The sequence below is a fragment of the Streptomyces griseochromogenes genome (genome assembly GCF_001542625.1).
Taxonomy (GTDB): domain Bacteria; phylum Actinomycetota; class Actinomycetes; order Streptomycetales; family Streptomycetaceae; genus Streptomyces; species Streptomyces griseochromogenes.
Genome location: NZ_CP016279.1, coordinates 10,678,810 through 10,695,252 on the forward strand (window position 1 = coordinate 10,678,810; position 16,443 = coordinate 10,695,252).

The window sequence follows — 16,443 nt, forward strand, 5'->3', positions numbered from 1 at the left end:
GACCACCGTGACCCGGACCATCACCCCCCGCCTGCGGACCCTGGTGCTGCTGCTCCTCGCCGTCACCGGCGCGCTGCTCGCGGGCGCCGGACCGGCCTCCGCGCACGCCGCGCTCACCGGCAGCGACCCCGCACAGGGGGTGGTGGTCGACAAGGCGCCCACCCAGGTGTCGCTCACCTTCTCCGAGAAGGTGGCGATGAACGACGACTCACTGCAGGTCCTCGACCCCAAGGGCAAGAAGGTCGAGGTCGGCTCGCCCGCCAACGTGAGCGGGACGACGTACGCCGTGCGGCTCAAGAGCGGCCTCGCCAAGGGCACCTACACGGTCGCCTACCAGGTCGTCTCGGCGGACAGCCACCCCGTCTCCGGCGCCTACACCTTCTCGATCGGCGCGCCCTCGCAGACCGTCGTCTCCGGCGTCGGGACCGCGGCGGGCGGCGGGGTCGTCGGCTGGCTCTACGGGTTCGGACGGTACGTCTCGTACGCCGGGTTCATCGTGCTGGCGGGCGGAGCCGCCTTCGTGCTGGCCTGCTGGCGGCGCGGCTCGGGCGTACGGGCCGTGCAGCGGCTCGTGGTCGGCGGCTGGCTCGCGCTCACCACGGCCACTCTGTGGCTGCTGCTCCTGCGCGGCTCCTACACCACCTCGGGCGCGTTCGGCGACATCTTCGACCTGGACCTGCTCGGCCAGGTGCTGCGGACCAAGACCGGCGCGGCGCTGGTCTCCCGGCTGCTGCTGCTCGCCGCCGCCGCGCTGTTCATCGCCGTCCTCTTCGGCGCCTACGCCCGCCCGGAACCCACCACCCTGAACGACGGCGCCACGCGCCGGCTGCCTGATTCCAGCGAGGAGGGCGAGGAGAAGCGCGACCTGACCTTCGGGCTCGCGATCGGCGGGGCGGTCGTGGCCGCCGGCCTCGCGGCGAGCTGGGCCATGGCCGAGCACGCCTCCACCGGGCTCCAGCCGGGCATCGCCATGCCCGTCGACGTCCTCCATCTGCTGGCCGTCGCCACCTGGCTGGGCGGCCTCACCGCCCTGCTCGTCGCCCTGTACCGGGCGCCCGCGGACACCCCGATCGAGGCCGCCGCCGTCCGCCGGTTCTCCCGCCTCGCGTTCTGCTCCGTCCTCACCCTGGTCGCCACCGGCACCTACCAGGCCTGGCGCCAACTGGGCTCCTGGTCGGCGTTCACCGAGACCCGGTACGGCCAGTTGCTGCTGGTCAAGATCGGTCTCGTGGCGCTGCTCGTGGGCATCGCGTGGATCTCGCGGCGCTGGACGGGACGACTCCCGGAGATCACAGACAGCGCGGACACGACCGTCACCAAGAAGGCGAAGCAGCGCGAGAAGGAGCACGTCTCCGCGGCCAAGACCGCGTCCGGCGACACGAAGGGGACCGGCGGGGGCAAGCGGGCCGCCCAGCTCGCCCGGCAGCGAGCCGCGGTGGACGCCGCCCGGCTGAAGCGGCTGCGGGACGCCGACCCGAACCGCTTCGGCCTGCGCCGCTCGGTGCTCGCCGAGGCGGGCGTCGCGGTGGTGCTGCTCGCCGTGGCTACCTGGCTGACCCAGACCGAGCCGGGCCGCACCGAGCAGGAGGCCAAGGCCGCCGCCTCGTCCTCCGCCAGCTCTTCTTCCTCCTCGTCGTCGTCCTCGTCGTCCGGCGCACTGACCCTGGACATGCCCTTCGACACCGGCGGCACCGACGGCAAGGGCCTCGTCCGGATCGATCTCGACCCCGCGCGCGTGGGCGGCAACGAGATGCACGTCTATGTCCAGCGGCCCAACGGACGCGCCTTCGACATCCCCGAGGTGAAGGTCGCCTTCACCCTCACGGAGAAGAAGATCGGGCCGCTTCCCGTGAATCCCGACCACATCACCACCGGCCACTGGTCGGCGAGCGGCGTGCAGATCCCCATGGCCGGCGACTGGAAGATCGCCGTGACCGTGCGGACCTCCGACATCGACCAGGTGACCGTCTCCAAGAACGCGCAGATCGGCTGAACCCCACCATGCCCGACCAGTCCATCCCCCAGGCCCGTACGTCCGACTCCGCGGCGCGGGAGCCGGGTTCCACGGCGCAAGAGCCCGCTTCCGGCAGCGGCCGGGGCGTCTCCCGGCGCGCGCTGCTCGGCAGCGCCGGCGCCACCGGGCTCGTGCTCGGCGCGGCCGGCGGGGCCGTGGGCTACGCGTCCGCGCCCGCCCAGGCCACTCCGCTGACCTCGGTGGGCTCGGGCCGGGCGATGTTTCACGGGAAACATCAGCCCGGCATCACCGAGGGCTTGCAGGCCCGCGGCCACCTCGTCGCCTTCGACCTGGCGGCGGGCGCGGGCCGCAAGGAGGCGGCGGCCCTGCTGCGCCGCTGGTCGGCGACGGCCGAGCGGCTGATGGCGGGCGAGGCCGCCCCGCACGAGGACACCGACGTGGCCCGGGACGCGGGCCCGTCGTCGCTGACGATCACCTTCGGCTTCGGCCACGGCTTCTTCGCCAGGACCGGTCTGGAGAAGCAGCGGCCGGGCGCCCTCGACCCCCTGCCCGACTTCTCCTCCGACCACCTCGACAAGGCGCGCAGCGACGGCGATCTGTGGGTGCAGATCGGCGCGGACGACGCCCTGGTCGCCTTCCACGCGCTGCGCGCCGTCCAGAAGGACGCGGGCGGCGCGGCCCGCGTCCGCTGGCAGATGAACGGCTTCAACCGCACCCCGGGCACCACCGCCCACCCGATGACGGCCCGCAACCTCATGGGCCAGCTCGACGGCACCCGCAATCCGAAGCCGGCCGACGCCGACTTCGACAAGCGGATCTTCGTGCCCGCCTCCGGAGAGCCCGCGTGGATGGCGAACGGCTCCTACGCCGTCGTACGCCGTATCCGCATGCTGCTGGACGACTGGGAGAAGCTGTCGCTCACGGCCCAGGAGGCGGTCATCGGACGCCGCAAGACCGATGGGGCGCCGCTGTCCGGAGGCACCGAGACGACCCCGATGGACCTGGAGAAGGCCGACGCCAAGGGCGAGTACGTCGTCCCTGTCAACGCGCACGCCCGGATCACCCGGCCCGACCGGAACGGCGGCGCCGCCATGCTCCGGCGCCCGTTCTCCTACCACGACGGCATCGACGCGGACGGGACGCCGGACGCCGGTCTGCTGTTCGTCTGCTGGCAGGCGGACCCGCTGCGCGGCTTCGTACCGGTGCAGCGCAAGCTCGACCGCGGGGACGCGCTGTCGAGGTTCATCCGGCACGAGTCGAGCGGCCTGTTCGCGGTGCCCGGCGGTGCGGCCGACGGAGAGTACGTGGGCCAGCGGCTGCTGGAAGGGTGATTCCGGGTTTGAAACCACCCGGTCGGGTGGCGCGCGTGCGATACAGGCGACGCGTGTCACGGCGGCCATTAGGGTGAGGACATGCCAGCGAGCTATGCGTATCTCGGTCCCGAAGGCACCTTCACCGAAGTCGCCCTGCGCACACTTCCGGAGGCGGCCACCCGGGAGCTGATCCCCTATGTCTCGGTGCAGTCCGCGCTGGACGCGGTGCGGACCGGCGAGGCCGAGGCCGCGTTCGTGCCGATCGAGAACTCCGTAGAGGGCGGCATCACCACCACCTTGGACGAGCTGGTCGCGGGCGAGCCGCTGATGATCTACCGCGAGGTGCTGCTGTCGATCACCTTCGCACTGCTGGTCCGGCCGGGCACCACGCTGTCCGACATCAAGACGGTCTCCGCGCATCCGGCCGCCCAGCCGCAGGTCCGCAACTGGCTCAAGAAGAACCTCCCCGACGCCCACTGGGAGTCGGCCGCCTCCAACGCGGACGCCGCGCGCCTGGTCCAGGAGGGCCAGTACGACGCCGCCTTCGCGGGCGAGTTCGCCGCCGCCCGGTACGGCCTCGAGGCCCTGGAGACCGGGATCCACGACGCGGAGAACGCGCAGACCCGGTTCGTGCTGGTCGGCCGCCCGGCCCGGCCCGCCGCACCGACCGGCGCCGACAAGACCTCGGTGGTGCTGTGGCAGCGGGACGACCACCCCGGCGCCCTGCGTGACCTGCTCGGCGAGTTCGCCACCCGGGGCATCAACCTGATGCTGCTGCAGTCCCGGCCGACCGGCGCGGGCATCGGCAACTACTGCTTCTGCATCGACGCCGAAGGCCATATCTCCGACCGGCGGGTCGCCGAGGCGCTGATGGGGCTGAAGCGGATCTGTCTCCAGGTGCGCTTCCTGGGCTCCTATCCACGCGCCGACATCAAGCCGGGCGAGGCCCGGCCCACCCTGACGGGGACCTCGGACGAGGAGTTCGTGGCGGCGGCCGACTGGGTGGCGCGCTGCCAGGACGGCCGCTTCTAACGCGGTCGTGGACCGCTTCAGGCTGGTCCTACCTGCATATCTTCGTTATCCACAGAAGTTATCCACAGGTCCGCTTCTCGACCTGGGGACAAGTCGACAGGGGCGGGCGACCCAGTCGACAAATCGCCCTGGAAGTCCCTCTTGGGGCCGCCGCCCCGCAAGTCACCCTTCGTCCACTCGTTTCCTTTGATTCATCTTTTGGAGCGACCCCTTTCCACCCGAAGGTGGGTGTCACCCCTGTTTAAGCAGGGAATTCTTCAGTCCGGCGGCCAGTACCGGAGTGATCAATTCCGAAGTCCACAGACTTTCCGCACAGCCTGTGGATAACTCTCCCGAGGGCGTGGATTCCTGTGGACAACCGCGTCCCCAAGTGCCGCTCCGCGCAAGGGAATCCGGTCAACCAGGCGTTCATCAGCTGCTACGTTCCAGGTAATGAGACGGCTTTTATTGACCGACTCAGACACTCTGCGCAATTACCCCATAACGGCACGTAAGCCATGAGTCGCCATAGTGAGTCGTGGCGCGTGAGCCGACACCGGTAGCCTTGGCCACGTGATTGACCTTCGCCTGCTCCGTGAGGACCCCGACCGTGTGCGCGCGTCCCAGCGCGCCCGTGGAGAGGACGTCGCGCTCGTCGACGCTCTCCTGTCTGCCGACGAGCGGCGCAGGTCCTCCGGCGTCCGCTTCGACGAGCTGCGTGCCGAGCAGAAGCAGCTCGGCAAGCTGATCCCCAAGGCCACCGCCGACGAGAAGGCCGAGCTGCTCAAGCGCGCGGAGCAGCTGAAGGCCGACGTCAAGGCCGCCGACGCCGAGCGTGACGCCGCCGACACCGAGACCCAGGAGCTGCTCCAGCGGCTCGGCAACCTCGTCCACCCCGACGTGCCCGTCGGCGGCGAGGAGGACTTCGTCACGCTGGAGACGCACGGCACCATCCGTGACTTCGGTGCCGAGGGCTTCGAGCCCAAGGACCACCTGGAGCTGGGCCAGCGCCTCGGCGCGATCGACGTCGAGCGCGGCGCCAAGGTGTCCGGCTCCCGTTTCTACTTCCTCACCGGTGTCGGCGCCCTGCTGGAGCTGGCCCTGGTGAACGCGGCGATCTCGCAGGCCACCGCGGCCGGCTTCACGCCGATGCTCACCCCGGCGCTGGTCCGCCCGCAGTCCATGGCCGGCACCGGCTTCCTCGGCCAGGCGGCCCAGGACGTCTACCACCTCGACAAGGACGACCTGTACCTGGTCGGCACCTCCGAGGTCCCGCTGGCGGCCTATCACATGGACGAGATCCTCGACGCCGACCAGCTGCCGCTGCGCTACGCGGGCTTCTCCCCGTGCTTCCGCCGCGAGGCCGGCTCGCACGGCAAGGACACCCGGGGCATCTTCCGTGTGCACCAGTTCGACAAGGTCGAGATGTTCTCGTACGTCACTCCCGAGGACTCGCAGGAGGAGCACAAGCGCCTGCTGGAGTGGGAGAAGCAGTGGCTGACCTCGCTGGAGCTGCCGTTCCGCGTGATCGACGTCGCCTCCGCCGACCTCGGCGCCTCGGCCTCGCGCAAGTACGACTGTGAGGCGTGGATCCCGACCCAGGGCAAGTACCGCGAGCTGACCTCGACCTCGGACTGCACCGAGTTCCAGTCCCGCCGTCTGTCCATCCGTGTCCGCGAGGGCAAGCAGGTCCGCCCGCTGGCCACGCTCAACGGCACCCTGTGCGCCGTACCGCGCACGATCGTGGCGATCCTGGAGAACCACCAGCAGGCCGACGGCTCGGTGTACGTGCCCAAGGTGCTGCGCCCGTACCTGGGCGGCCGGGAGGTCCTGGAGCCCGTCGCCAAGTGAGCTCCGGATTCCCCTTCCGTCTCATCGCCACCGACCTCGACGGAACGCTCCTGCGCTCCGACGAGTCGATCTCGCGGCGCACCCGTGAGGCGCTCGCCGCGGCCACCGCGACGGGCGCGGCGCACATCGTCGTCACCGGACGCGCGGTCCCCTGGACCCGGCACATCCTCGACGACCTCGGCTACGACGGCCTCGCCGTCTGCGGCCAGGGCGCGCAGGTGTACGACGCCGGGGAGCACCGCCTGCTGACGTCCGTGACCCTGGACCGGCAGCTGGCGGGCGTGGCCCTGGCGAAGATCGAGGCCGAGGTGGGCCCGCTGTACCTGGCGGCGAGCCGGGACGGCCTGGACGGCGAGGTGCTGGTGGGGCCCGGCTACGCGACCAAGGGCGCGCTCCCCGCGACCCCGTTCACCGACGCGTCCGACCTGTGGACCGCCCCGCTGAACAAGATCTACATACAGCACCCGACGCTGAGCGACGACGATCTGGCGGAGGTGGCCCGCCGGGCGGCCGGTGGTTTCGTCACGGTCGCCATGGCGGGCGAGGGGCTCGTCGAACTCCTGCCGCTCGGCCTGTCCAAGGCCACGGGCCTGTCCCTCGCGGCTCGCCGCCTGGGCCTGAAGGCGGCCGACACGATCGCCTTCGGCGACATGCCCAACGACATCCCGATGTTCGCCTGGGCAGCCCGCGGGGTGGCCATGGCCAACGCCCACGAGGACCTGAGGGCGATAGCGGACGAGGTGACGGCCTCGAACGAGGAGGACGGCATCGCGGTCGTGCTGGAGCGGTTGCTGGGTTAGCCGCGAGTCCCGTCGTGGGACTTGCGGACCGTCGCCGGCCCCGAGCCCTGAAATGCCGGCCAAGCCCCAGGGGCAACGTCTCGCGGAGGATGCACGGATCGAACGTGCGCGGGGAAGTCCCCGACCATGGCTTAGCAAGCCAGTGCCTTACCACTCGGCCAATCCTCCGGGTGGGCGGCCCACGCGAGAGCGTCATCGCGTGCTCGAAGCGGCCGCCCCGGGCAGTCGGCGGCTCCACGGAGAGGTAATGGCTACTCCGGAGACCGCCGCGAACTGCCCTGTCGGGAGCTGGGCGTACTGCCGTGCATGGACATCGCCCGACTCCTCTCCCAGCTCGTGACGCCGGGACGTTCCCGGCGGAAGGGGCACAACCACTGTGCCCCCTCGCGGAGTCGAACGCCATCGAATTACCGGCGGCGCCACCTGCGTCGGCGCGCCTTGCTGAAGAACCAGCCCGCCGGGGGCTCGTCGGACCGCCAGGGCTGCGGCTCCGGCTCCTCGGCACGCCAGCGGGCGGCGAGCATCCGGGCCCGCGCGGAGGGCTCGGAGGTCTCGGCGGACCGTACGAAGCTCTCGTCCAGGACCAGTTCGTCCCAGACGTCACCGTCGGCCCGCCCACGGGCGTCGTACTGCGGCGTCTCCTCCGCCATCTGCGGCCTCCTAGCCGTACATCCGCTCCGCCCAGTGTTCCCGGACCGAGGTGAAGTCCCCGTCAAGGCCGCCGGCGCCCGGTCGAGGCCTACTCCTCGCCCGCCAGCGTCAGCGCGCGCAGCTTCTGGCCGGCGTACCAGGTGGCCAGGACGGTGACCGCGATCAGCAGCACCGTGGCGGTCGTCAGCCCGACGTCGGAGGTCACCAGGTCCCCGCCGGCGACCTTGTGGGCGACGGCGAGCGACCACTGCTGGACACTCAGGGTGCGCGCGCCGGGCACCAGGGAGCCGAACAGGGCCTCCCAGACGAGGGCGTAGACCAGTCCGAAGACCACGGCGTGCCGGGAGACCGTGCCGAGCAGCAGGAACAGCGCGGAGTAGGCGATGGAGGACACCAGCGCGGCCACCGTGTAGGCGACGGCGACCTGCTGTCCGTTGCCGTTCAGGATCAGGCCCGCGATCAGCGTCGGCACCGCGGAGAACACCATGGTGACGGCGATCGCGACGATCAGCTTGGTGAAGATGATCGTCGGCCGCTTCAGCGGCTTGGACAGCAGGTAGACGACGGAGCCGTCGTCGATCTCCGGCCCGATCGCTCCGGTGCCCGCGATGACGCCGATGATCGGCACCATGGTGGCGAGCGCGAACCCGCCGAGGACGTCGGCGGCCGTCTGGTCGTCCGCCCCGGTCAGGCCGCGCACGGCCACGGAGATCACGATGAGCAGCAGGGGCAGCGCGCCGAGGATGAGGGCCCGGCGGCGGCCGAGCAGGGCCCGGTAGGTGAGCCGGGCGACAGTGGGGTCGTACATCTTCGGCCTCCTACGCCGCGACCAGGTACGAGAAGACGGACTCGAGGGACTCGTCGGACGGCGAGACCGTGAGCAGCCGGATGCCGTGGTCGCGGGCGACCTTGGGCAGCAGGGCGGTGAAGCGGCCGAAGTCGACGGCCTGGATGCGCAGCGCGCCCTCGGTCACGTCCACCTCGATGCCGGACGTCGACGGGTCGGCGATCAGCGCGGCCGCGAGGGCGCGGTCGTCGCTGGAGCGCACCAGGTAGCGATGCGGGCGGTCGGTCATCAGGCGGCGGATCTTGCGGAAGTCGCCGCTGGCCGCGTGCCTTCCCGCGACGACGACCTCGATGTGCCAGGCGAGCTGCTCGACCTCCTCCAGGATGTGCGAGGAGAACAGCACCGTGCGGCCCTCGTCGCCCATGCGCCTGAGGAGGTCCATCAGCTGCATCCGCTGGCGCGGGTCCATGCCGTTGAACGGCTCGTCCAGCAGCAGGAGAGAGGGGTCGTGGACCAGGGCGCTGGCCATCTTCACGCGCTGCCGCATGCCCTTGGAGTACGTGGCGATCTTCCGGTCCTGCGCGTACTCCATCTCGACCGTGGCGAGGGCCCGCGCGGCCGCCTTGGCGCCCAGTCCGTGCAGCTCGGCGTTGGCGACGACGAACTCGCGTCCGGTGAGGAAGTCGTACATCGCCTCCCGCTCGGGGACGATGCCGATGTGCTTGTAGATGGTCTCGTTGCGCCACACCGGCTGCCCGTCCAGGGTGACCGAGCCGGTGGAGGGGGCGAGGAAGCCGCCCATCATGTTGATGAGGGTGGACTTTCCGGCGCCGTTGGGGCCGAGCAGGCCCGTGACGCCCGGGCCGATGGTCATCGTGATGTCGTTGACGGCGACCACGTTGCCGAACCAGCGGGAGACGTGGTCGATGCTGAGAGTGCTCATGGGCGCAGCCCATTCCTTGGAAGGGTGGTGGTGGGAGACGGGCTGGGCATGGTCACAGGCCCACCTTCTTGTAGCGCCGCGTCAGAAGGCCGTAGCAGGCCGCGATGAGTCCGAGGACGACGAGGACGTAGACCAGGCCCTGCGCGGTGCTCGGGCCGACTCCTCCGGGCGCGCGCGTGGTCGCACCGAGGAACGCGGACTGGACCCCGTCGATGAGCGTGACCGGTGAGAACAGGCCGATCCAGGGGATGACGCCGGTGTTGTTCTGCACATTGGCGATGGCCTGGAGCGTGGTGACGGCACCGGAGGAGATGGTCATCACGGCGATCACGGCGGCGATGCCGAAGCCCCGGCGCGGGGTGACGGCGGCGATGACCAGGCCGATGCCGGCGAACAGCAGCGAGAGCAGGGCCACGGAGACCAGTCCCTGAGCGAATTCCTTGGTCTGATGGGCGAAGCCCATCTTGGACAGCAGCGCGCCCGCGTACATCACCAGCAGCGGAGCGCCGGTGAGGATGAACAGGGCCGAGGCCAGCGCGGCGAACTTCGCCTGCACGTAGTCGGCGGTCTCGATGGGCCGCGAGAAGTACAGCGGCACCGTCTTGAAACGCAGGTCGCGGGAGACGGACTGGGGTGCCTGCGAGGCCACGTACAGGCTGATCACGGCCTGCATCACGATCGCGTAGCGGGTGTAGGACACCGGCAGTTCGTGTGCCTTGGTGGCGACCGCGACGGCCACCATGATGGCCGCGGGCACGCACATCACCGCGAACAGCAGCATCGGCAGCACCTTGGACTTCGCCGAGCGGCCGAGGCCGTAGGCGCCGCGCAGGGACTGCGAGTACAGCGAGCGGCGGGCGTAGGCGCGGCCGAGGCGCGGGCCGTCGTAGCCGCGGTAGCCGATGTCGTGGATGCGGGTCTGGTCGACGGCGGGCATGCCCGCCGTGTGCGTGGGCTGGTCAACCGCCATGGCCGACGGCCTCCTTCCGCTGCTCGTCGCTCTGGGTGAACACCTCGGAGATGTGGTGCCGGCGCTGCTCCATCCGCACCAGGCCGAGGCCCAGGTCGGCGACCACGTCGCGCACGAGGTCGTACGTCTCCTCGCCCGGGGCGCTCAGCAGCAGGATGCGCCCCGCGCCGGGCAGGCCGCCGCCCTCGTCGTGGGTGTCCACGCCGCGCGCGTGGAGCGCGTCACGGACCGCGCGGGTGCCGTCGGGGTGTTCGTCGCTGTCGGTGACCTCGATCGCGAGGGTGGTCGTGGTCTGCGTGAAGTCGGTGGTGGAGCTGGAGCGCAGCAGCTTGCCGCCGTCGACGACGACGACGTGGTCGCAGGTGCGCTCCAGCTCGCCCAGGAGGTGCGAGGTGACCAGGACCGAGATGCCGAAGTCGGTGTGGATGCGGCGGATCAGGCCGAGCATCTCGTCGCGGCCGACCGGGTCGAGGCCGTTGGTCGGCTCGTCCAGGAAGACCAGCTGCGGGTCGTGCACCAGGGCCTGGGCGAGCTTCACCCGCTGCTTCATGCCGGTCGAGTAGCCGCCGATGGGGCGGTAGCGCTCCTCGTACAGGCCGACATGGCGCAGGGTGTCCGCGGTGCGCTCGCGCGCGGCGGTGGGCGGCAGGCCGGACATACGCGCCATGTGGACGACGAACTCGGTGGCCGAGACGTCGGGTGGCAGGCAGTCGTGCTCCGGCATGTAGCCCACGCGCTCGCGGATGGCGGCGCCCTTGGTGGCGACGTCGAGGCCGAGCACTTCGGCGCGGCCCTCCGTGGCGGGGGACAGACCCAGCAGGATCTTGATGAGCGTGGACTTGCCGGCGCCGTTGGCTCCGACGAGTCCGGTCACACCGGGTCCGATGTCCACGGACAGCCGGTCGAGCGCGGTCACCCGGGGGAACCGCTTGCTCAGGCTTTCGGTCGCGATCACAGTCACGTCTTCGACCGTAGTGATGCGGGCCACGCCGGTCGTCAGACCACAGAGCCGTCTTGGCGTCAGCCTCGAGTATTACGGGGCCTTAAGGGATCCCCTGCCTGAGAGTTATCCACAGTCGCTCACGGAGCGTTGTCCACAGGCCTTGATCCCGCCTATTGACGCCACCTCTAACAACTGTCACATTCACCAGTGTCAAGTTACGGACGCGTACCGCAGTCGACGGGACGGGGCGGCATGACGACGGAAGTGAGCGGCGAACTCTCCGTGGAACTGCGGGGGTTCAGGCGGGTGCAGCGCCTCGCGTACGAGTGCGCGGAGGCGGTCGCGGCACGCCTCGGGCCGGGTGTGACCGAGCGCGAGGCGGCGCGGATGCAGCGGGAGTGGCTGCGCGAGCGAGGGGTGCGGGACTGGTTCCACCTGCCCTTCGCCTGGTTCGGCGACCGCACGGCGTTCGTGAACTTCCGCATCCCCTTGCAGTTCTTCCCGACCGACCGCGCCCTGGAGCCCGGGATGCCGTTCATCCTGGACATGGCCCCGGTCTACGAGGGACACACGGCCGACATCGGCTATTCGGGCTCGCTCGGCGTCAACCCGGTGCAGGACCGGCTGATGGCCGACCTGGAGGCGCACCGCGAGCTGATCCTGCGCGAGGTGCGCGAGCGGCGGCCGCTGCGCGAGATCTACGAGGACGTGGACCGGCTCATGGTCCGCCAGGGCTACGCCAACCGGCACCGGGCGTATCCCTTCGGCGTGATCGCTCACAAGGTGGACCGGGTGAAGCAGCGCCGCTGGTCCCCGCACCTGTTCGGGTTCGGCACGCAGTCCCTGAAGGGCCTGGCCGCCGACGCTCTGCACGGCCACCGCGAGGGCTGGTCGCCCCTGTGGTCGCCGTACCGCTTCTCCGACCACCCCCCGCGACCGGGCCTGTGGGCGGTCGAACCGCACCTCGGCTTCCGGGGCACGGGCGCGAAGTTCGAGGAGATCCTGGTGGTCACCGACTCCCGGGACCCCGAGCAGAGCGCGTTCTGGCTGGACGACGATCTGCCGCACGTGCGGCGCTGGGCGGAGGAGAAGTGACGCTGAAGGGTGCGCGTGAGCGCCGGGTGCACACCGGCGGGGTCGAGCTGTGCGTGGCCGAGCTGGGCGATCCGGAGCAGCCGACGGTGGTGCTGGTGCACGGCTACCCGGACAGCAAGGAGGTCTGGTCCGAGGTCGCCGCACGCCTCGCGGACCGCTGCGGATTTCATGTCGTCCTGTACGACGTCCGCGGCCACGGCCGCTCCACGGCACCGCGGCCGCTGCGCGGCGGCTTCACCCTGGCGAAGCTCACGGACGACTTCCTGGCGGTCGTGGACGCGGTGAGCCCGGACCGGCCCGTGCACGTGGTCGGTCACGACTGGGGCTCGGTGCAGTCCTGGGAGTTCGTCACGGTGGGCCGCACGGAGGGCCGTATCGCCTCCTTCACATCGATGTCCGGACCGTCCCTGGACCACTTCGGGCACTGGATCAACGCCCGCGTGAAACGCCCCACGCCCCGCCGGGTGGGCCAGCTCCTCGGCCAGGGCGCCAAGTCCTGGTACGTCTATCTGCTGCACACGCCCGCCCTGCCGGAGCTGGCCTGGCGCGGCCCGCTCGGCAAGCGCTGGCCGAAGATCCTCCAGCGGGTCGAGAAGGTCCCCGCCGACGACTACCCGACCCCCTCCCTGCCCTCCGACGCGGCGCACGGCGCCTGGCTGTACCGGGACAACGTCCGCGCCCGGCTGCGCAGGCCGCGCCCCGACGCGTACGCGCACGCGCCCGTGCAGCTCATCACGCCCCAGGGCGACGCGTTCCTGTCCGAGCGGCTCTACGACGACCTCGACCAGTGGGTGCCGCGGCTGACCCGGCGCACGCTCCCGGCCAAGCACTGGATCCCGCGCACACGCCCCGATCAACTGGCCGCGTGGATCGAGGAGTTCGTGACATCCGTGGAGGGCGGCCGCACCGAGCCGGCCGCCACCGGCCGCCATGGCGACCGGTTCGGCGGGCAGTTGGTGCTGGTCACCGGCGCGGGCAGCGGCATCGGCCGAGCAACGGCGTTCGCGTTCGCGGAGGCCGGAGCGCGCGTGGTGGCCGTCGACCGCGACGCCGAGGCCGCGGCCCGCACCGCCGAGCTGTCCCGGCTGATCGGCGCGCCCGAGGCCTGGGCGGAGACGGCGGACGTCTCCGACGAGCAGGCCATGGAGAAGCTCGCCGAGAAGGTGCACCGTGCGTACGGCGTGCTGGACGTACTCGTCAACAACGCGGGGATCGGTCTGTCGGGATCGTTCTTCACCACGACCACCGACGACTGGCGCAAGGTCCTCGACGTCAACCTGTGGGGCGTGATCCACGGCTGCCGTCTCTTCGGGGCGCGGATGGCCGAGCGCGGCCAGGGCGGCCACATCGTCAACATCGCCTCGGCGGCCGCGTACCAGCCGTCCCGGGCACTGCCCGCCTACAGCACCTCCAAGGCGGCGGTCCTCATGCTCTCCGAGTGCCTGCGCGCCGAACTGGCCGCGCGGGACATCGGGGTCACGGCGATCTGCCCCGGCATCGTGAACACCAACATCACCTCCACGGCCCGCTTCACCGGTGTCGACGAGGCGGAGGAACGCCGCCGCCAGAAGCACTCGGCACGCCTCTACGGCCTGCGCAACTACCCTCCGGAGAAGGTCGCCGAGGCGGTCCTGGACGCGGTGACCCACAACAGAGCGGTGGTACCGGTGACACCGGAGGCCCGGGGCGCGCACCTGCTGTCCCGTTTCACGCCGGCGGTGTTGCGGCGGCTCGCACGGGTGGAGCCGAAATGGTGAGCAGAACACCGGGGTAGCCGCGGATTGCCGTAGCTGCGGGCAGTCGTGCCTCCCCCGGTGCCTTGAGGGCCTGGGGACCCCCAGAGCGGCGCGGGTGGGCGACGGGGCCCCGCTCGAGCGAAGTCGAGAGTGGGGGAGGCACCCCGTCGGCGCGGGCGAGCGCCCCCCGCCCGCCCCAACTCCGGTCACCGCAAAGGACCCCGCATGACCGACCCCCCGAGCCTGACGACCTACCGCATCGAAGACCTGGCCCACCGCACCCACACCACCGTGAGAACCATCCGCGCCTACCAGGACAAAGGCCTCCTGCCCCGCCCCGAACGGCAGGGCCGGGCCAATCTCTACTCCGACATCCACCTCACCCGCCTCCGCCAGATCACCCACCTCCTCGACCGCGGCTACACCCTGGCCTCCATCAAGGATCTCCTGGACGCCTGGGACACCGGCCGCGGCCTGGGCGGCGTCCTCGGCCTGGTGACCGAGGTGGAGGGCCCATGGACCGACGAGGAACCGTGCCGCATCACCCGCGCCGAACTGAACGCCCGCTTCGGCGGCGCGGACGACGACGCCGTGGCCGAGGCCGTCGAACTCGGCGTGCTGGAACCGGTCGACGGCGACCAGGACACCTTCCTCGTACCGAGCCCCCAAGAGCTGTACGTGGCAGCGGAGTTGCACGCGGCCGGGGTACCGCTGTCCGCGATATCGGATCACCTGAGGGAGTTGAGGGTCCAGGTCGAGCACATAGCCGCCCGTTTCCTGGAGTTCACCACCGAGTATGTCTTCGCCCGCTATCTCGACGACCCCGGCCACCGCACGGACGCACACGCGGCGGAAGCGGCCTCGCTGGTTCGCCGACTGCGCCCCCTGGCCCAGCAGACCGTGGACGCCGAACTCGCCCGCGCCATGCGCGTGTTCGCCGTCCAGCACCTGCGAACCCGGCTGGGCACGGGGAGACCGCCACAGCCGCGCACGGAGACGCGTTCCATCGACCTCCCCGCGGAGACGATCGGCGCCGTGGAGCGCCTCGTTGGTCGCGCGCACACGTCCGCCTTCATCACGCTGGCAGCCGAACGGGAGGTCGCAGCAAGGGCCTTGGACGAGTTCGCCTCATCACATCGTCCGCACATCGAACTTGGCGAATGACCCTGAACTGACAACCAGTTGTCCACAAGTTCCTCAATTCCCCTGTGGATAACTCCACTTGGTTGTGGATCAAACCTCCAGGCGAAAATAACCTGCGTGATCCGTGTCTCTCCCGCACCCTGGAGAGATGGATGAAAGACGCACCGTGAAGGTGTCCAAATACCTCTCGAAGCACCTGCGCCATCAGCCCGAACGCATCGGCCTCACCCTCGACGACGGCGGCTGGGTGGAGATCGACAGGCTGATCGCCGCGGCCGCCGCACACGGCTTCCGCTTCTCGCGCGAGGAACTCGACCACGTCGTGGCCACCAACGACAAGCGGCGCTTCGCGATCGAGGGCACAAGGATCCGCGCCAGTCAGGGCCACAGCATCGACATCGACCTGGGCCTGCCCCCGGCGACCCCGCCGCCGTACCTCTACCACGGGACCGTCGCCCGCAGCCTGGACGCGATCCGCGCCGAGGGCCTCAGGCCCATGAACCGGCACGACGTCCACCTCTCGGCGGACCGCGAAACCGCGACCCGGGTCGGCGCCCGCCGCGGCAGTCCCGTCGTCCTCGCCGTGGACTCCGGCGCCATGCACCGCGACGGCCACATCTTCCACCGCAGCGCGAACGGCGTGTGGCTCACCCAGGCCGTACCGCCCCGCTACCTGCGCTTTCCCGAGGGCCACTGACGTGCGGCGGGCCGTCCGGGCATGATCAGTGGTATGGACCACTCGCCCGACCGTCTGCCCACCACCGAAGCCGCCGTCACCGCCCTGCGCGCCCTCGCCGCCGAGTACGCACGCGAGATCGAGGTGACCCACGACATCGGCGCCGACCGGACCACCCGCCGCAGCGCCGCGGGCATCGGCGTCACCACCGACCCCGACGGCTCCCTGCCCCACGAGGCGTACATCGAGTTCGGCGGACTCCCCCGGGTGAGCGTGCGGCTCTATCCGGAGGACGACGCGCTGATCACCGTCGAGGACATCGAGTGCCCCGACATCCCGCGCGACGACGTCCCCGCCTTCCTCCGCTCCGTCTTCGCCGGTCTCGCCCACGTCAGAGCGCGCCGCTTCCCGCCCGGCTACCGCCTCGTCGTCCCGCTGCCCGGCGACCGCGCGCATGTGGAGTACATCCCGGGGGTCCTGCTCACCCCGTGGCTCAGCGGGCACGTACGGTGACCGTTTTCGGTCATTGTCGGTCGGTCCCCTTACTCT

Annotated in this window: 15 protein-coding genes and 1 tRNA gene; 10 read left to right on the top strand and 6 right to left on the bottom strand. The window is 70.8% G+C overall.

Features of this window, described 5'->3' with window-relative positions:
- Nucleotides 1-7: 7 nt before the first annotated feature.
- From AVL59_RS46865 to AVL59_RS46885, 5 genes are all read left to right on the top strand, one after another.
- A complete protein-coding gene (locus AVL59_RS46865; RefSeq protein WP_067316583.1) occupies nucleotides 8-1,993 on the top strand; it encodes a copper resistance CopC/CopD family protein in 1,986 nt (661 codons plus the stop codon).
- Between the two features lie 8 nt (nucleotides 1,994-2,001).
- A complete protein-coding gene (gene efeB / locus AVL59_RS46870; protein WP_067316585.1) occupies nucleotides 2,002-3,306 on the top strand; it encodes an iron uptake transporter deferrochelatase/peroxidase subunit in 1,305 nt (434 codons plus the stop codon).
- Nucleotides 3,307-3,387: 81 nt separating this feature from the next.
- Nucleotides 3,388-4,320, top strand: coding sequence for a prephenate dehydratase (gene pheA, locus AVL59_RS46875; RefSeq protein WP_067316586.1), 933 nt, complete (start codon nucleotides 3,388-3,390; stop codon nucleotides 4,318-4,320).
- A 552-nt stretch (nucleotides 4,321-4,872) separates the two neighbouring features.
- A complete protein-coding gene (serS, locus tag AVL59_RS46880) occupies nucleotides 4,873-6,150 on the top strand; it encodes a serine--tRNA ligase (protein ID WP_067316588.1) in 1,278 nt (425 codons plus the stop codon).
- Nucleotides 6,147-6,950, top strand: a complete 804-nt coding sequence (locus tag AVL59_RS46885; RefSeq protein ID WP_067316590.1) for an HAD family hydrolase — start codon at nucleotides 6,147-6,149, stop codon at nucleotides 6,948-6,950. The genes serS and AVL59_RS46885 overlap by 4 nt, the downstream gene beginning before the upstream one ends.
- Before the next feature lie 83 nt (nucleotides 6,951-7,033).
- On the opposite strand, the gene AVL59_RS46890 is transcribed toward AVL59_RS46885, so the two are convergent.
- The 6 genes from AVL59_RS46890 to AVL59_RS46915 form a co-directional block, all read right to left on the bottom strand.
- Nucleotides 7,034-7,118: transfer RNA gene (locus tag AVL59_RS46890), tRNA-Ser, on the bottom strand.
- A 239-nt stretch (nucleotides 7,119-7,357) separates the two neighbouring features.
- On the bottom strand, nucleotides 7,358-7,600 hold the full coding sequence (locus AVL59_RS46895) for an SGM_3592 family protein (RefSeq protein WP_067316592.1): 243 nt from the start codon (nucleotides 7,598-7,600) through the stop codon (nucleotides 7,358-7,360).
- Between the two features lie 89 nt (nucleotides 7,601-7,689).
- Nucleotides 7,690-8,409 (bottom strand): ABC transporter permease, encoded by a 720-nt coding sequence (locus AVL59_RS46900; protein ID WP_067316594.1) that lies wholly within the window; start codon nucleotides 8,407-8,409, stop codon nucleotides 7,690-7,692.
- 10 nt (nucleotides 8,410-8,419) lie between these two features.
- Nucleotides 8,420-9,331 carry an ABC transporter ATP-binding protein gene (locus AVL59_RS46905; RefSeq protein ID WP_067316597.1) on the bottom strand — a complete coding sequence of 304 codons (912 nt, stop codon included), beginning with the start codon at nucleotides 9,329-9,331 and terminating at the stop codon, nucleotides 8,420-8,422.
- 52 nt (nucleotides 9,332-9,383) lie between these two features.
- Entirely contained in the window at nucleotides 9,384-10,301 is a 918-nt protein-coding gene (locus AVL59_RS46910; RefSeq protein ID WP_067316598.1) for a hypothetical protein, read from the bottom strand.
- The gene (locus AVL59_RS46915) at nucleotides 10,291-11,256 is read right to left on the bottom strand and encodes an ABC transporter ATP-binding protein (protein WP_067318590.1); all 966 of its coding nucleotides are present in this window, start codon (nucleotides 11,254-11,256) and stop codon (nucleotides 10,291-10,293) included. The genes AVL59_RS46910 and AVL59_RS46915 overlap by 11 nt, the downstream gene beginning before the upstream one ends.
- Nucleotides 11,257-11,496: 240 nt before the next feature.
- Between AVL59_RS46915 and AVL59_RS46920 the strand changes: the two genes are divergently transcribed.
- The 5 genes from AVL59_RS46920 to AVL59_RS46940 all read left to right on the top strand — a co-directional run bounded on the left by AVL59_RS46920 (nucleotide 11,497) and on the right by AVL59_RS46940 (nucleotide 16,407).
- On the top strand, nucleotides 11,497-12,339 hold the full coding sequence (locus tag AVL59_RS46920; protein WP_067316600.1) for a M24 family metallopeptidase: 843 nt from the start codon (nucleotides 11,497-11,499) through the stop codon (nucleotides 12,337-12,339).
- Entirely contained in the window at nucleotides 12,336-14,096 is a 1,761-nt protein-coding gene (locus tag AVL59_RS46925) for an SDR family oxidoreductase (RefSeq protein ID WP_208870563.1), read from the top strand. The genes AVL59_RS46920 and AVL59_RS46925 overlap by 4 nt, the downstream gene beginning before the upstream one ends.
- A 204-nt stretch (nucleotides 14,097-14,300) precedes the next feature.
- Complete coding sequence (locus AVL59_RS46930) at nucleotides 14,301-15,239, top strand: MerR family transcriptional regulator (protein WP_067316602.1); 939 nt, start codon at nucleotides 14,301-14,303, stop codon at nucleotides 15,237-15,239.
- A gap of 127 nt (nucleotides 15,240-15,366) precedes the next feature.
- Complete coding sequence (locus tag AVL59_RS46935) at nucleotides 15,367-15,915, top strand: RNA 2'-phosphotransferase (RefSeq protein WP_079147321.1); 549 nt, start codon at nucleotides 15,367-15,369, stop codon at nucleotides 15,913-15,915.
- 21 nt (nucleotides 15,916-15,936) lie between these two features.
- A complete protein-coding gene (locus tag AVL59_RS46940) occupies nucleotides 15,937-16,407 on the top strand; it encodes a hypothetical protein (RefSeq protein WP_067316606.1) in 471 nt (156 codons plus the stop codon).
- Nucleotides 16,408-16,443: the final 36 nt, after the last annotated feature.

Coding starts and splice junctions, on each gene's coding strand:
- efeB (WP_067316585.1), top strand. CDS start 2,002: ATGCCCGACCAGTCCATCCCCCAGGCCCGTACGTCCGACTCCGCGGCG.
- pheA (WP_067316586.1), top strand. CDS start 3,388: ATGCCAGCGAGCTATGCGTATCTCGGTCCCGAAGGCACCTTCACCGAA.
- AVL59_RS46895 (WP_067316592.1), bottom strand. CDS start 7,600: ATGGCGGAGGAGACGCCGCAGTACGACGCCCGTGGGCGGGCCGACGGT.
- AVL59_RS46900 (WP_067316594.1), bottom strand. CDS start 8,409: ATGTACGACCCCACTGTCGCCCGGCTCACCTACCGGGCCCTGCTCGGC.
- AVL59_RS46905 (WP_067316597.1), bottom strand. CDS start 9,331: ATGAGCACTCTCAGCATCGACCACGTCTCCCGCTGGTTCGGCAACGTG.
- AVL59_RS46910 (WP_067316598.1), bottom strand. CDS start 10,301: ATGGCGGTTGACCAGCCCACGCACACGGCGGGCATGCCCGCCGTCGAC.
- AVL59_RS46920 (WP_067316600.1), top strand. CDS start 11,497: ATGACGACGGAAGTGAGCGGCGAACTCTCCGTGGAACTGCGGGGGTTC.
- AVL59_RS46930 (WP_067316602.1), top strand. CDS start 14,301: ATGACCGACCCCCCGAGCCTGACGACCTACCGCATCGAAGACCTGGCC.
- AVL59_RS46935 (WP_079147321.1), top strand. CDS start 15,367: ATGGATGAAAGACGCACCGTGAAGGTGTCCAAATACCTCTCGAAGCAC.
- AVL59_RS46940 (WP_067316606.1), top strand. CDS start 15,937: ATGATCAGTGGTATGGACCACTCGCCCGACCGTCTGCCCACCACCGAA.